11 protein-coding genes and 2 pseudogenes are annotated in these 15,467 nt (G+C 68.4%); 8 read left to right on the forward strand and 5 right to left on the reverse strand.

Annotated elements, in window-relative coordinates:
• The first annotated feature begins 70 nt into the window (after window positions 1-70).
• The gene (locus ACTJKF_RS24795; protein WP_440626955.1) at window positions 71-2,308 is read left to right on the forward strand and encodes a TonB-dependent receptor; all 2,238 of its coding nucleotides are present in this window, start codon (window positions 71-73) and stop codon (window positions 2,306-2,308) included.
• Between the two features lie 84 nt (window positions 2,309-2,392).
• On the opposite strand, the gene ACTJKF_RS24800 is transcribed toward ACTJKF_RS24795, so the two are convergent.
• The gene (locus tag ACTJKF_RS24800; protein ID WP_440626957.1) at window positions 2,393-3,415 is read right to left on the reverse strand and encodes a DUF2891 domain-containing protein; all 1,023 of its coding nucleotides are present in this window, start codon (window positions 3,413-3,415) and stop codon (window positions 2,393-2,395) included.
• Window positions 3,416-3,425: 10 nt separating this feature from the next.
• Window positions 3,426-3,830 (reverse strand): annotated as a pseudogene (locus ACTJKF_RS24805) (5-oxoproline transporter, DUF979 family subunit); the annotation flags it as partial.
• Window positions 3,831-4,059: 229 nt separating this feature from the next.
• Here ACTJKF_RS24805 and ACTJKF_RS24810 point away from each other — a divergent pair.
• The 3 genes from ACTJKF_RS24810 (at window position 4,060) to ACTJKF_RS24820 (ending at window position 6,863) form a co-directional block, all read left to right on the forward strand.
• The gene (locus ACTJKF_RS24810) at window positions 4,060-4,284 is read left to right on the forward strand and encodes a hypothetical protein (protein ID WP_011355611.1); all 225 of its coding nucleotides are present in this window, start codon (window positions 4,060-4,062) and stop codon (window positions 4,282-4,284) included.
• Between the two features lie 418 nt (window positions 4,285-4,702).
• Window positions 4,703-5,707 (forward strand): chemotaxis response regulator protein-glutamate methylesterase, encoded by a 1,005-nt coding sequence (locus ACTJKF_RS24815; protein ID WP_440626959.1) that lies wholly within the window; start codon window positions 4,703-4,705, stop codon window positions 5,705-5,707.
• Between the two features lie 55 nt (window positions 5,708-5,762).
• Complete coding sequence (locus ACTJKF_RS24820; RefSeq protein WP_440626961.1) at window positions 5,763-6,863, forward strand: diguanylate cyclase domain-containing protein; 1,101 nt, start codon at window positions 5,763-5,765, stop codon at window positions 6,861-6,863.
• Window positions 6,864-6,867: 4 nt separating this feature from the next.
• Here ACTJKF_RS24820 and ACTJKF_RS24825 read toward each other — a convergent pair whose 3' ends face one another.
• Both ACTJKF_RS24825 and ACTJKF_RS24830 read right to left on the reverse strand, forming a co-directional pair.
• Window positions 6,868-9,117, reverse strand: a complete 2,250-nt coding sequence (locus ACTJKF_RS24825; RefSeq protein WP_440626963.1) for a putative bifunctional diguanylate cyclase/phosphodiesterase — start codon at window positions 9,115-9,117, stop codon at window positions 6,868-6,870.
• A 321-nt stretch (window positions 9,118-9,438) separates the two neighbouring features.
• A complete protein-coding gene (locus tag ACTJKF_RS24830; RefSeq protein ID WP_440626965.1) occupies window positions 9,439-10,332 on the reverse strand; it encodes a LysR substrate-binding domain-containing protein in 894 nt (297 codons plus the stop codon).
• A 165-nt stretch (window positions 10,333-10,497) separates the two neighbouring features.
• Here ACTJKF_RS24830 and ACTJKF_RS24835 point away from each other — a divergent pair, with 165 nt between their 5' ends.
• Together ACTJKF_RS24835 and ACTJKF_RS24840 are read left to right on the forward strand one after the other, a co-directional pair.
• Window positions 10,498-11,136, forward strand: coding sequence for a hydrolase (locus tag ACTJKF_RS24835; RefSeq protein WP_440626967.1), 639 nt, complete (start codon window positions 10,498-10,500; stop codon window positions 11,134-11,136).
• 171 nt (window positions 11,137-11,307) lie between these two features.
• Window positions 11,308-11,992: pseudogene (locus ACTJKF_RS24840) on the forward strand (haloacid dehalogenase type II).
• 156 nt (window positions 11,993-12,148) lie between these two features.
• Here the strand turns inward: ACTJKF_RS24840 and ACTJKF_RS24845 are convergent.
• A complete protein-coding gene (locus ACTJKF_RS24845) occupies window positions 12,149-13,108 on the reverse strand; it encodes a LysR family transcriptional regulator (RefSeq protein ID WP_440626969.1) in 960 nt (319 codons plus the stop codon).
• A gap of 144 nt (window positions 13,109-13,252) precedes the next feature.
• On the opposite strand from ACTJKF_RS24845, the gene ACTJKF_RS24850 reads away from it, so the two are divergent.
• Complete coding sequence (locus ACTJKF_RS24850) at window positions 13,253-14,572, forward strand: MFS transporter (protein ID WP_440626971.1); 1,320 nt, start codon at window positions 13,253-13,255, stop codon at window positions 14,570-14,572.
• Window positions 14,573-14,691: 119 nt separating this feature from the next.
• Window positions 14,692-15,467: aldehyde dehydrogenase family protein (locus ACTJKF_RS24855; RefSeq protein ID WP_440626972.1), on the forward strand; the 776-nt coding region annotated here is incomplete at its 3' end.

Genomic DNA, 15,467 nt, shown 5'->3' on the forward strand with positions numbered 1-15,467 from the left:
TGCCACGGGCCCGGCCCGCCGGCATCGCGACGACGCATCCGTTTCACCGCTACTTCCGCTGCCTTCCGCCATGCCTGCCCAGTTCAAGACGAGGCCTCGTGCCCTCGTGTCGGCGCTGACCTGCTCCGTGTTCCTGACACCGCTGCTCGCTTCCGCCGAAACCGCTCCCGCCTCCGCCCCCGCTGCCGGCCAGCCCGCCACCGCGGATACGTCGACCACGCTGCCGACGATCGCGGTCCAGTCGTCCGCGCTGTCGGACCTGCAGGTGAAGCGCTCGCCGTCGTACAAATTCACCGCGCCGCTGCTCGACACGCCGCGCTCGGTCACGGTGATTCCCGAGCAACTGATCAAGGAAAAGAACGTCACGTCGTTCGCCGATGCGCTGCGCTCGGTGCCGGGCATCACGTTCCTCGGCGGCGACGCGGCCGCGAACCCGTCGGCCGACCGTCCGGTGATTCGCGGCTTCGAATCGCGCAACGCGATCTTCGTCGACGGGATGCGCGACTCGGGGCTGCAGAACCGCGAGACGTTCGCGGTCGAGCAGATCAGCGTGATCAAGGGCCCCGACTCCGTCTACGCGGGCCGCGGCTCGGTGGGCGGCAGCATCGACATCGTCACGAAGACGCCGCAGAACGACGACTTCATCAACAGCAGCATCGGCTTCGGCACCGACGGCTACAAGCGCGCGACGGTCGACGCGAACCGCAGGATCAACGACACGACGGCCGTGCGGCTGAACGTGATGGGCCACGACGCGAACCAGGCCGGCCGCAACGACGTGTACAACAAGCGCTGGGGTGTCGCGCCGTCGATCGTGTTCGGGCTGAACACGCCGACCACGGTCACGGTCAGCTACTACCACATGAACGCGTACGACATGCCGGACTTCAGCGTGCCGTTCCGCGCGTCCGGCGGCACGCCGGTGCCGGCCGATCGCGGGCAGTTCTTCGGACTGAACACGCGCGACTACCGCTACGGGCAGACCGACACCGGCGAAGTGCGCATCGAGCACAAGCTCAACGACGCCTGGAAGCTGAAGAACACGACGATGTTCGGGCGCTCGACGCTCGACTACGTCGCGACGAATCCGCAGATCCTCGCGTCGAACCCGAACCTGCTCGGGCTGCAGGCGAAGAGCGGCAAGTACGCGCTCAACGGCTTCTCGAACCAGACCGAAGTGACCGGCAGCGCGAGCCTGTTCGGGATGAAGCACACGATGACGGCCGGCGTCGAGTTCAGCCACGAGCAATCGCGCTACGAGGGCTATCTCGTGTCGGATGCCGCCGGCAACAACATCCGCTCGGGCGGCCCGTGCTCGGTGGCCGGCAACTGCACGCCGCTCGCCGGCGGCTGGAACCCGAACATGCCGTGGACCGGCAACATCGTGCTGAACGGCGACAAGGGCTTCCCCGGCCCGACGACGAACACGCGCACCGACACGGTGTCCGCATATATCTTCGACACGGTCAGGCTGTCCGAGCGCTGGCAGTTCAACACGGGGCTGCGCTTCGACCGCTACGACACGACCGGCAAGCAGGCCGGCGTCGCCGACCTGTCGAACACGTCGAATCTGTTCAGCTATCAGTTCGGCCTCGTGTTCAAGCCGGTGAGCAACGTGAGCCTGTACGCGTCGTACGGCACGTCGTCGAACCCGCCGGGCTCGAACGCGGGCCTCGGCGGCGGCACCGACCAGATCACCGCGACGAACCAGGACCTCGCGCCCGAGCGCTCGCGCAACATCGAGATCGGCGCGAAGTGGGACGTGCTGCAGGATCAGCTGTCGCTGACGTCGGCGCTGTTCCAGACCGAAAAGACCAATGCGCGCGTGAGCGACGGCTTGGGTCACACCGTCAACGCGGGCAAGCAGCGCGTGCGCGGCGTCGAACTCGGCTTCGCGGGCAACCTGACGTCGAAATGGCACGTGTTCGGCGGCTACTCGTACCTGAACGCGATCACGACCGACGCGGGCCCCGGCAGCCCGGGCGCCTCGGGCCTGCCGATGGTGATGGTGCCGAAGCACAACTTCACGCTGTGGACGAGCTACGACGTGATGCCGAAGCTCACGCTCGGCGCGGGCGCGACGGTGATGAGCCAGACCTATGCATCGGTGTCGGCGACGACGAAGAAATGGACGCCCGGCTATGCGCGTTTCGACGCCGCCGCGACGTGGCGCGTGAACAAGACGATGGACGTTCAGCTGAACGTGCAGAACCTGTTCGACAAGCAGTATTACGCGAGCGCGTATCCGATCTATGCGACGTGGGCGCCGGGCCGTTCGGCGATGGTCACGCTGAACTTCTATCAGTAAGTCACCGCCAGTGTGGCGGGCGGGCGTGCCGCACATCGCGTGGCGCCCGCCTCGCCCTTCGTCGCCGATCCCCGATCGAAGCGACTACGCGTCGATCGCGAGCAGCGCGAACGTCGCCAGCCAGTGCTCGCCCATGTAGTCGCCGGCCACGTGCGCGAGCGCGCTCGCGAGATGCCGCTCGGCCGCGTCGAGCAGCTTCGCGCGCCGTGCATCGCCTTCCGGCAGCGCGCCGGCGAGCGCGCGCTGGCACCACGCGCGGCTCAGATTCAACCCGTCCAGATGCGCGATCTTGCCGTCGCCGCGGTCGCTGACCGTCGCCGGCACGAACAGCGTCGCCGGCTCGCCGCGCGCGAGATCCGGCAGGAAGCGCGCGAACCAGCCGTCGAATTCGCCGGCCGGCAGCACGCGCCGCATCAGCTCCGCCTCCATCAGCGCGGGCGACAGGAACTCGTCGCCCGACGGCTCCCATGCCTGGCACGCGACATCGTTCAGGTGCCAGCGTTTCGCCGTATCGACGATCAGCGCCGCGAGCCCGTCGCGCTGCGTCGCGCGCGCGAAGTCGAGCGTCAGCGCGAGCGCGAACGCGGTGTTGAAGTGCGTGCCGACGCGCAGCGGATAGGTCGCCTTCGGCAGGAACGTTTCGAAGCGCGACACGAACAGCTCGGTGAGCGGCGCCATCGTCTTCGCCCAGCGCGCGGCCTGCGGCACCACGCCTGTAAGCGCTGTCCGCTCCAGTTGCGCGGACAGCGCCAGCAGCCACGCCCAGCCGTAAGGCCGCTCGAAGCCGCTGTTGTGCGGCAGCGCCAGATAAGCGCGCTCGCCGGCGACGTTCGCGTCGGTGAAATGCGCATCGACGATGGCGATGATCCGCTCGGCCTCCGGCAGCGCCGGATAGCGTTCGAGCACGCGCAGCACGAGCCAGTAGCCGTGCACGCACGAATGCCAGTCGTAGCTGCCGTAGAAGATCGGATGCAGCGCGCGCGGGCCCTGCACGTCGTGCGGGCCTTCGAGCGAATGCGTGAGCTTGTTCGGATATTCGCGGGTCAGGTGCGCGAGCGCGAGCGACGCGAATGTCGACGCGAGTTCGGGGGGCAGTCGGTCGGTCATGAGGATCTCGTCAGTAGCGGAAGACGCACGCGTACATCAGCAGCGTGTTCACGGTCGGCAGCAGCACGGCCGTCGGCCAGTGCGCCTTGATCGCGCCGTTCTTGTCCTTCAGTTCGAGCAGCGCCGCGGGCACGATGTTGAAGTTCGCGGCCATCGGCGTCATCAGCGTACCGCAGAAGCCGCTCGGCATCCCGATCGCGCCGAGGATCGCCGGGTTGCCATGGAACGGGCGGACGATCAACGGCAGGCCGATCCCGGCCACCATCACCGGGAACGCGGCGAACCCGTTGCCCATGATCATCGTGAACAGCGCCATGCCGACCGTATGGGCGGCGACGACGGCAAACGCCGAATCGATCGGCACCCAGTCCTTCACGCACCCCGACACCACGCCGCCGACACCCGCGACCGCGAGTTGGATGCGCGGCGTCGTGACGATGCGCGGCCCGCCCGGTTTTGACCGGGCTCAGGCCGCAAAATCCGACACGAGACTGTCTCGGTAAAAATTCGACAATTTGGCGGTTCGGGTAAACGTTGAAACCGATGCCACGTGGTGCCGGCCGTGCTCGCGCCGCCTCCGCGCATGGCGAAGCGCCGGTGCGCCGACTAAACTGGAAGGCATCGCAACGGACGGGAGAACCGCCATGATTGACGTATTCCAGACCATCGGCAGCCGCGCGTTCTCCGCTCATCTGGCGAAGGACGGGATGGTGACGCTGATGGAACAGCGCCACGAAGTCGACCGCGTGACGCTCGCCACCGCCTATGCCGCGCTCGTCGAGGAATCCGAGCAGGAAACCGATCTGCTCGACGCAACGGTCGAAGGCATGATGCGCGCGCTGATCCAGGGGTACGCGCGCAGCCATTGAACGGCCGGATGCGCGCCGGGCACGGTGCGCCGGCCGTCACGCGGCCGGCTCGCCGATGCGTGCGCGTGCGGGCGTGCCGCCCGCCACGCTGGGCGCGCGCCTTCCTGTCGCCACGCACGCGCCGGCTTGCCGGTGGCGGCGGCCGTTTCCGCGCCGCCACATGAGCGTGCGCGCGGCTGCCCGACCGCCGGGACGGCGCAAAAAACCGCGCGGCCATCGCGGAAAGGGTCGGAAACGACGCAATGCGCAATTTTTTCGATTGCCGCCATTCGCGCCGCATGACAGCATGCGGGCGTCGCCAGTCGAAAAGAATTCCGTGCCGTCCGCCCGCCGATGCCGTTCGGCGGCGCCGACCGGCACCGCCTTCCATGAACCCGGCCCACCTCCAACACTACGAACCGACCGGAGTATCCCGCTTGTGAACATCGGCATCGTCAACGACCTCCCGCTTGCCGTCGAGGCGATGCGCCGTGCGATCGCGCGCCGGCCCGAGCATCGCGTGCTGTGGGTCGCGACGGACGGCGCGCAGGCCGTCGAACTGTGCGCGTTGCAACCGCCCGACGTCGTGCTGATGGACCTGATCATGCCGAAGTGCGACGGGATCGAGGCAACGCGCCGGATCATGCGCTCCGGCCGCCCGTGCGCGATCCTGATCGTGACGAGCTGCATCGGCGCGAACGCGTGGCGCGTGTTCGAGGCGATGGGCGCCGGCGCGCTCGACGCGGTCGACACGCCGCGCCTCGGCGCAGGCGCGGCCGGCGACACCGCGCAACTGCTGCTCGCGAAGATCGATCAGATCGGCCGCCTGCTGGACGCGCCCGGCGGCGTCCGCACGGCCGGCACGACGGTGCGCGCGGGCGGCGGCCCGCTGATCGCGATCGGCGCATCCGCCGGCGGCCCCGGCGCGCTCGCGTCGATCCTCGGCAGCCTGCCGGCCAGCTTCAGCGCGCCGATCGTGATCGTCCAGCACGTCGATCGCGCGTTCGCCGAAGGGATGGCCCAGTGGCTCGACGGCCAGACGCCGCTGACCGTGCGCGTCGCGCGCGAAGGCGATCGCCCGCAGCCGGGCATCGCGCTGCTCGCGGCGACCGACGACCACCTGCGCATCACGCGCGCCGGCACGCTCGAGTACACGCGCGAGCCGGCCGCCACGCCGTACCGGCCGTCGGTCGACGTGTTCTTCAACAGCCTGACCGAGCACTGGCCGGGCCGCGTGATCGGCGTGCTGCTGACCGGCATGGGACGCGACGGCGCGATCGGCCTGAAGGCGCTGCGCATGAAGGGCTATCACACGATCGCGCAGGACGAGGCGACGAGCGCCGTCTACGGGATGCCGAAAGCAGCCGCGACGCTCGGCGCGGCGCGCGCGATCCTGCCGCTCGAGCGCATCGCAGGCGAACTGGCGGCACTCTCGCGACTCTGACGCCCGATGAAACCCCGTTACACCCGTCGCCGCATCGCGCAATCCGGCATCGATCATGACTAGCGACTTCACCCGCCCGCCCGGTAGCCTGCATCCGGCACTCGACGCCGCGCACGTACCGCACACGCCGCACGCCGGCGCCCCCGCGATGGTGCTGCTGGTCGACGACCAGACGATCGTCGCGGAAGCCGTGCGGCGCGCGCTCGTCGACGAGGAAGACATCGACTTCCACTACTGCCCGCGTTCGGACGATGCGCTGGCCACCGCGCTCGAGACGCGGCCCACGGTGGTCCTGCAGGATCTCGTGATGCCCGGCACCGACGGCCTCAGCCTCGTGAAGGCCTATCGCGCGAATCCGGCGACGCGCGACGTGCCGATCATCGTGCTGTCGACGCAGGAAGAACCGGTGATCAAGAGCGCCGCGTTCGCGGCCGGCGCGAACGACTACCTCGTCAAACTGCCCGATCGCATCGAGCTGGTCGCACGGATCCGCTATCACTCGCGCTCGTACATGAACCTGCTGCAACGCGACGAGGCCTATCGCGCGCTGCGGCAATCGCAGCAGCAGTTGCTGGAAGCCAACCTCGAACTGCGGCGCCTCACGCACTCGGACGGCCTGACCGGGCTGTCGAACCGGCGCTATCTCGACGAATACCTGGCCGCCGAATGGCGGCGCGGCACGCGCGAGCGCAGCGAACTGTCGCTGCTGATGATCGACGTCGACAACTTCAAGCTGTACAACGACACGTACGGCCACGTGTCGGGCGACGGCGTGCTCAAGCAGGTCGCGACGGCCATCGAACGCTGCCTCGGGCAGTCCGGCGACCTGGCCGCGCGGTTCGGCGGCGAGGAGTTCGCGGTCGTGATGCCGGCCACGTCGCCGGGCGCGGCGCGGCTCCTTGGCGAGAAGATCCGCCTCGCGATCGAGGCGCTGCGGCTCGAGCACGCGCATTCGTCGACGGGCCGCCACGTGACGATCAGCATCGGCGGCGCGAGCATCGTGCCGGCCCCCGGCATGCCGACGACGTCGCTGATCGAGGCGGCCGATCGCGCGCTGTATCGCGCGAAGCACGACGGCAAGAACCGCGTCGAGATCGATGCGCCGCCCTCCCCGACCGTCCCGCCCGCGTCGCCCGTTGGCGACGGCTTCGATTGAATGGCTACACGGCAACGAGCCGGCGCGCGTAGTCGGTCGGATCGAGCGGCCGGCCGAACAGGTAACCCTGCTGCATGTCGCAGCCGATCTGCTGCAGGAACCACGACTGCGCCTCGGTCTCGACGCCTTCCGCGGTGACCTTCATCCCGAGCGAATGCGCCATCGCGACGACAGCCTGCGTGATCGCGACCGAGTCGCGATGATCGGGCACGCCCGACACGAACGAACGATCGACCTTCAGGTTGTGCAGCGGGAAACGCTTCAGGTAGGCGAGCGATGAATAGCCGGTGCCGAAATCGTCGACCGAGATCCGCACGTTCATGTCGGTCAGCGCTTCGAGCATCGGCAGCACGGTGTCCGTGTCGTTCATCAGTAATCCTTCGGTAATTTCCAGTTCGAGCGCACCCGGGTCGAGCCGCGTCTGCGCGAGGCAGTCGTAAACCGACTCGACCAGTCCTTCATGGAACTGCCGCGGCGACAGGTTGACCGCCACCATCAGGTCGGGCGCGATCGTGCGGCGCCATTCGGCGGCCTGCCGGCAGGCGGTTTCGAGCACCCACTGGCCGATCGCGACGATAAGCCCGGTATCTTCCGCGACCGGGATGAATTCCGCCGGCGACATCGGCCCGAGCTCGGGGCTCGTCCAGCGCAGCAGCGCTTCGGCACCGACCGTGCGGCCGCTGCGTGCGTCGACGACCGGCTGGTACGCGAGCCGCAGCGTATCCGATGAGATCGCGCGGCGCAGCGACTGCTCGATCGCGAAACGGCGCTGCAGGCGCAGGTTCAGCTGCGCGGTGAAGAACGTGAAGTGGTTGCGGCCGCGCTGCTTCGCGTCGTACATCGCGGAGTCGGCGTTGCGCATCAGCGTGACCGCATCGTCGCCGTCGCGCGGCGCGACGCTGATCCCGATCGAAACACCGAGCCAGTATTCGTTGTTCGCGATCGCGAACGGCTTCGCGATCGTGTCGATCACCTCGCGCGCGAGCACGGCCAGCGTGTCGGGGTCGTCGCAGTGGTCGACGAGAATCACGAACTCGTCGCCGCCGACGCGCGTGAGCGCGTGCCGGCCGCCGCCGCACGCCCCGAGCCGCACCGCGACGCTGCGCAGCAGCGCGTCGCCGGCGTCGTGGCCGGCCGTGTCGTTGACCTTCTTGAACCCGACCAGATCGATGAACAGGATCGCGACGCGCGCGGGCCCCGCCGCCGGTTCGCGCGTGCCGAACAGCTCGCGCATCCGGTCGGACAGCCAGCGCCGGTTGTAGAGGCCCGTCAGCGCATCGCGCGTGGCCAGATAGCGCAGTTGCTGCTGCGCTTCGCGCACGGGGCCGATGTCGTGAAACGACATGAGCACCGATTCGGGCTGGGTCTCGCCCGGCTTCAGGATCGGCACCGCGTTGCCGCGCACCCAGATGATGTCGCCGTCCGCGAGCCCGAAGCCGGCCGAGTAGTCGAGCAGCGGCGTGGCCATGGCGAACGCGCGCCGGCTCGGCCAGTCGTCCGGCGCGATCGGCGTGCCGTCCTCGTGCAGCTTGTACAGGATCACCGACGACAGCCGGCGGCCGACCAGCTCGCCCTTCACCCGCATCATGCGGTTCGCGCTCGGATTGCTCGCGACCACCACGCCGTCGCGCGACACGACGAGGATCCCTTCGTTCAGGCTGTTGACGACCAGGCGGTGATGTTCCTCGCTGCGCGCGAGCTGCCGCGCGATCCGGTCCTGGTGCACCGCGAGGCCGACGCTGTTGCCGATATCGCGCAGCAGGTCGGTTTCGGCATCGCTCGGCCGCCGCGACGTGCGGTGATAAACCGCGAACGCGCCGAGCACGGTGCCGGCGTCGTCCAGAAACGGCACCGACCAGCATGCGCGCAAGCCGAGCGGCAGTGCGAACGCGCGGAAATCGGCCCACAGCGGATCGGTTTCGATGTCCTCGACGGCGATCATCCTGCGCTCGTACATGGCCGTACCGCACGAGCCGGCGGCGGGCCCGATCGACGCGCCTTCGATCGCGGCGCTGTACTGCGCCGGCAGCGACGGCGCGGCGCCGACGTGCACGTGGACGCCGTCCGGGTCGAGCAGCAGGATCGTGCACGACGCGCCGTCGCCGAGCAATGCCTCGGCGCGCCGGCATACCTCGACGAGCAGTTCCGGCAGCGGTGTGTTGCGCGTGATCAGTCTCAGCACGCTTTGCTCGGACGCGAGGACTTCCGCTGCGAGCCCGAGGCTGTAGCGAGAACTTTGCGGTTCGGTATTCAAGATGAATCCTGCCGTCAGCTCGACCGGGTCTGATGCGCCCGATTCGTTAGCGATCCTTCGTGCCGCTCATCGCCTCGGGTTTACGCGAACCCAAGGCGCCCCCATGCGCGCGTGCCCCAACGCGCACCACACGATACATACCACCAATACATTTAACACCAATCCGTGTCGCCCGGCGCATCCGCATACATCAGGGCTTACGCGCGGTTGCGCCGGCATGCGCCCCCAATCGTCAGACGGTTGCGCGGCGCCGGCCATGCATCCGCGCCTGGCGGCGCGAACGGGTCCAGTGCAAGGCGCGCCGAACGCGGCAGCCGGGCATCAATCCTTGCGGATGTGTTCGGCGAGGAAATCGATCAGCAGCCGCACGCGCGGCAGCAGCCCGCGCCGCGACGGAAACACCGCGTGGATCACGCCGCCCTTCGGCGCCCATCCGGGCAGCACGTCGATCAGCGTGCCGTCGCGCAGGTCGTCGTCGACGACCATGCACGGCAGCTGCACGATGCCGACGCCATGAATCGCCGCGTCGCGCAGCGCGTGCATGTCGTCGGAGATGTAGCGCGGGTGGTGGCGCAACTGCGCGTGCTCGCCGTTCGGCCCGACCAGCTGCCAGACGTGATGCCGCGCCGGCCCCCAGTCGAGGCTCGGTTCGCCGGCCAGTTCGGCGGGAGCCGTCGGCACCGGGCGCCCGTGGAACCACTGCGGCGCGGCCACCAGCCGCTGCGGGCTGTCGCCGAGAATCCGCATCACCAGGTCGCTGTCCTCCAGCGGCGGGAAACGCACGCGCAGCGCCAGGTCGAAGCCTTCGCTCAACAGGTCGACGCGGCGATTCGTCGCCTCGAGATGCACCTGCACCGCCGGATGGATCGCCATGAAGCGCGCGATCAGCGTGCTCACACGATATTCGAGCAGCGCGGTCGGGCAGCTCACGCGGACGATCCCGCGCGGCTCCGCGTGCCGGCGCTCGATCACCTCGCGCGCCGCGTCGGCTTCGACCAGCACCGCGAGGCACCGCTCGTAGAACTCGCGGCCGGTTTCCGTGACCGCGAAATGACGCGTCGTCCGCTGCAGCAGCCGCACGTCGTGTTGCGCTTCCAGCGCGGCGACGCGCCGGCTCAGCGTCGATTTCGGGACATCCAGCGCGCGCCCCGCCTGCGTGAATCCGCCGTGCTCGACCACCTTCACGAAGTAGTAGAGGTCGTTCAGGTCATGCATGATTGTTCCATCCATAGAACACTGACGGCATTTTAAGGGACTGGAAACCCGGTTGTTGCACGCATAGCATCCTTCATCGACGCAGCGCGGCTTTGACGCCGCGACCGGACGGCTTCCCGGCCGCCCGGATTTCTCTCACTTCCTGCCCTGACTCCGGAGGCAACCATGGCAAGCGAACCGATTCGCGATCCCGCGAAGGACCACCTGCTCACCCCGCAGAACGCGGCGTTCATCGTCATCGATTACCAACCGGTCCAGGTGAACTCCATCGCCTCGATGGATCGCCAGCTGCTGATCAACAACATCGTCGGCGCGTCGAAGGCCGCGGTTGCATATGACCTGCCGATCGTCCACTCGACCGTCAACGTGCAGACCGGCCTGAACAAGCCGCCGATCCCGCAGTTGCGCGCCGCGCTCGAAGGCTATCCGACCTACGACCGCACCAGCATCAATTCGTGGGAAGACGTCGAGTTCCGCAAGGCGGTCGAAGCCACCGGCCGCAAGAAACTGATCATGACCGCGCTGTGGACCGAAGCGTGCCTGACCTTCCCCGCGCTCGACGCGCTGAAGGCCGGCTACGAAGTCTATGTGGTCGTCGACGCCGTCGGCGGCACGTCGGTCGCCGCGCACGAAGCCGCGCTGCGCCGCATCGAGCAGGCCGGCGGCCAGATGATCAGCGTCGCGCAGCTGTTCTGCGAACTGCAGCGCGACTGGGCCCGCAGCGCCACCGTCCCCGCGTTCATCGACCTGTTCATCCAGACCGGCGGCACCGCCGGCATCCAGTTCTCGTACGACAAGCGCTGAGCCCGGCCCGGGCGGGGCGCTTGCGTTGCAACGCGCCCCGCTCCGGCTCGCCGCGACGGGGCGGCCTGCCGCGTTTGCGGAACCGTGATTCAATGTCGTTGGAGCCGGCGTCACGCGTTGCAGCCATGCAGCGCCGCGCGTCCCCATCGACCGACCTTCACGGGGAATCCCATGACGAATCCCGCCGACATCAAGGCGCTCGTGTTCGATGTATTCGGAACGATCGTCGANGGCGCGTCATGCGCCCGATCTCGATCCATTCGAATTCGCCGATACGTGGCGCCGCGCCTATTCGCCGTCGATGGAAGAAATCCGCAGCGGCCGCCGGCGCTACGTGCGGCTCGACGTGTTGCATCGCGAGAATCTCGTGCGCACGCTCGACGGCTACGGAATCGACGGCGTGCCCGACGCCGAGATCGACGCGCTCAATCTCGCCTGGCACCGGCTCGATCCATGGCCCGATGCCGTCGCGGCGCTGCAGCGGCTCAAGCAGCGCTACGTGATCGCGCCACTGTCGAACGGCAATATCCGGCTGATGATCGACGTCGCGAAGCACGGCGGCCTGCCGTGGGACGCCATTCTCGGTGCCGAGGTCGCGCACGCTTACAAGCCGTCGCCGAAGGTCTACACCGAAGCGGTCGAGATTCTCGGTATCGCGCCGGCCGAGCTGTGCCTGGTCGCCGCGCACAACGGCGATCTCGCCGCCGCACGGCAACTCGGGCTGGCGACCGCGTTCGTGCTGCGCCCGACCGAGCACGGGCCGAACCAGACCACCGACCTGACAGCCGCCGATGCGTGGGACTTCGACGTCAAGGACCTGAGCGAACTCGCGGATCGGCTGGGTTGCGCGAATTGAGTGCCGGCGGCGCATGACCGTGCGCGCGTTGCACCACGCGACGCGCAAATGGCGGGTTGACGGTCCGCGGCGAGGTGACTTGCCGCGTGGCCGCCGCGCCGCCTCCCGCCCGGCGGATCACCGCCGCCACCTCGGCAACCGGCTCATCCCCCTCCGCTATTCCGGATCCCCGACGAATCGAAGCCGCTCCGACTCGCCCATCAACAACGCCCGGTTCGCGTCCGCCGCCGCGCGCAGGTAATCCCACAGCGCCGTCACGCGCCGCAGCTTGCGCAGATCCTCGCGACACGTCAGCCAGAAGCAGCGCGTGACCATCACGTCGTCCGGCAGCACCGGCACCAGCGCCGGCTGCGTGGCCGCCATGAAGCACGGCAGGATCGCGAGCGCGCCGCCCTGCAGCGCCGCGAACACCTGCGCGATCACGCTCGTGGTGCGCAACCCGGCCGTCGCGCCGGGCACCGCCCGCTCCAGGTACAACAGCTCGCTGCTGAACGCGAGATCGTCGACGTAGCTGACGAACGCATGGTGCGCGAGATCGTCGGTGCGGGCGATCGGCGGATGATTCGCCAGATAGTCGCGCGTCGCATAGAGCCGCAACTGGTAGTCGCACAGCTTCGTGACCACGTAAGGCCCGCGTTCGGGCCGCTCGAGCGTGATCGCGAGATCGGCCTCGCGCTTGGGCAGGTTGACGAAATGCGGGACCGGCAGCAGGTCGACCGTCACATGCGGATGCGCGACGCGAAACCGCGCGAGCTGCGGCGCGAGGAAGAAACAGCCGAACCCTTCGGTCGACCCGATCCGCACGTGGCCCGACAGCGCCTCGCCGGTATTCGCGACCTGGTCGCACGCGGACTGCACGGTCGTCTCCATCGCGTCCGCATACGCGACGAGCCGCTGCCCTTCGGCCGTCAGCGTGAAGCCGCCGGAGCGCGACTTGTCGAACAGCAGCGTGCCCATCGCGGCCTCGAGCGCGCGAATGCGCCGCGCGACGGTCGTGTAGTCGACGCCGAGCCGCTTCGCCGCGCCGCTCGCGCGCTGCGTGCGCGCGACTTCGAGGAAAAAGCGCAGGTCGTCCCAGTTCAGGTTGCCGGAAACCGGCTCGGTGGCGTGTCGCATTGCAGGAATCTCCAGGCCGGCCGTCGATATGCATAAATGCATATCCAACCGGTTTTCTTGTCGCTACATCATGGATCCGCGCATAACTATACTCGACCGTGACCTGCGGACCATGAGCCGCGGGCAACAAAAACCGGAGACATCATGCAGACCCGATCCACCCTCGATGAGCATGCAGCCGTCGCGGCGCCGGCCCCGACCCGCACCGCGAAGCACTACCTGCTGGCCGGCTGGGCCAGCATGGCCGGCACCACGATCGAGTGGTACGACTTCTTCCTCTACGGCACCGCCGCCGCGCTGGTCTTCAACCGCATCTTCTTCCCGTCGCTCGACCCGGTCGTCGGCACGCTCGCCGCGTTCGGCACGTTCGCGGTCGGCTTCATCGGCCGGCCGATGGGCGGCATCGTGTTCGGCCACTTCGGCGACCGCATCGGCCGCAAGTCGATGCTGATGATCACGCTGCTGCTGATGGGCGTGCCGAGCATGGTCATCGGGCTGATCCCGTCGTACGACCGCATCGGCTACTGGGCCGCCGCGCTGCTGATCGCGATGCGCTTCCTGCAGGGCATGGCGGTTGGCGGCGAATGGGGCGGCGCGGTGCTGATGGCCGTCGAACATGCGCCGAAGGGCCGCAAGGGGCTGTTCGGCAGCCTGCCGCAGACGGGTGTCGGCCTCGGGCTGATCCTGTCGTCGGTCGCGATGGCCGCCGTCGCCGCGCTGCCGGATGCCGACATGCTGTCGTGGGGCTGGCGCGTGCCGTTCCTCGCGAGCATCGCGCTGGTCGGCCTCGGCTGGTTCATCCGCGCGAAGGTGCCGGAATCGCCGGACTTCGAGAAGATGCAGCGCCAGGGCAAGGCGGAGAAGTCGCCGGTGACGGCCGCGCTGCGCCGCCATCCGCGCGAAGTGCTGACGATCGTCGGCGCACGCGCCGCCGAGAATACGTGGTTCTACCTGGTCGTCACGTTCGGGCTCGCGTACGCGACGCAGCAACTGCATCTGCCGAAGGCCGACATGCTGCACGCGATCACGGCCGGCGCGGCGCTGTCGCTCGTCACGATGCCGCTGTGCGGGCATCTCAGCGACCGCATCGGCCAGCGCCGGATGTTCGCGATCGGCCTCGTGCTGATGTGCGCGTTCGCCGCGCCGTTCTTCATGATGCTCGGCACGCAGCAGACGTCGACCGCATGGTGGGCGATCGTGCTCGGCCTCGGCGTCGTGTTCCCGATCCTGTATGCGCCGGAGTCGCTGCTGTTCGCGCAGCAGTTTCCGGCGGAAATCCGCTACAGCGGCATCTCGCTGTCGGTGCAGCTCGCCGGCGTGATCGGCGGCGGCTTCGCGCCGATGATCGCGACGTCGCTGCTCAAGGCCGGCGGCGGCCAGCCGCACTACGTGATCGCGTATCTCGTCGGCTTCGGCGTGTTCGCGCTCGGGTGTACCGCCTTGATGCGTCCAGCGCGTCCGTAAGGCAAGCACCCCGGCCCGCGTCGCCCCGATTTTCAGTTCGACCTGCCGTCCGCCGTGGCCGCACGCGCGACGGACGCAGCCCCGCTTTTTCTTCGCACCATCGTTTCCCGGAGACATCCATGAACGCCGCAGTTCCCCAGACCACCCTCGCCCTGCCCACCGCCAAGCTGCTGATCGACGGCGCGTTCGTCGATTCGCACAGCGCCGAATGGGGCGACATCGTCAACCCCGCGACGCAGGAAGTGATCGGCCGCGTGCCGTACGCGACGCTCGACGAGGTCGATGCCGCGATCGCCTCCGCGCAGCGCGCGTTCCAGACCTGGAAGACGACGCCGATCGGCGCGCGCCTGCGCATCATGCTGAAGTTCCAGGACCTGGTGCGCCGCAATCTCGAACGGATCGCGCACACGCTGACGGCCGAGCAAGGCAAGACGCTGCCCGACGCGCAAGGCGACATCTTCCGCGGCCTCGAAGTGGTCGAGCATGCATGCTCGATCGGCACGCTGCAGCAAGGCGAGTTCGCGGAGAACGTCGCGGGCGGCGTCGACACCTACACGCTGCGCCAGCCGATCGGCGTGTGCGCGGGCATCACGCCGTTCAACTTCCCCGCGATGATCCCGCTGTGGATGTTCCCGATGGCGATCGTGTGCGGCAACACCTTCGTGCTGAAGCCGTCCGAACAGGATCCGCTGTCGACGATGCAGCTCGTCGAACTGGCCATCGAAGCCGGTGTGCCGCAGGGCGTGCTGAACGTCGTGCACGGCGGCAAGGCGGTCGTCGATCGTCTCTGCACGCATCCGGACATCAAGGCGATCTCGTTCGTCGGCTCGACGCGCGTCGGCACGCACGTGTACAACCTCGGCAGCCAGCACGGCAAGCGCGTGCAGTCGATGAT

This window comes from Burkholderia sp. 22313 (assembly GCF_052045245.1).
In the GTDB taxonomy this organism is placed as follows: domain Bacteria; phylum Pseudomonadota; class Gammaproteobacteria; order Burkholderiales; family Burkholderiaceae; genus Burkholderia.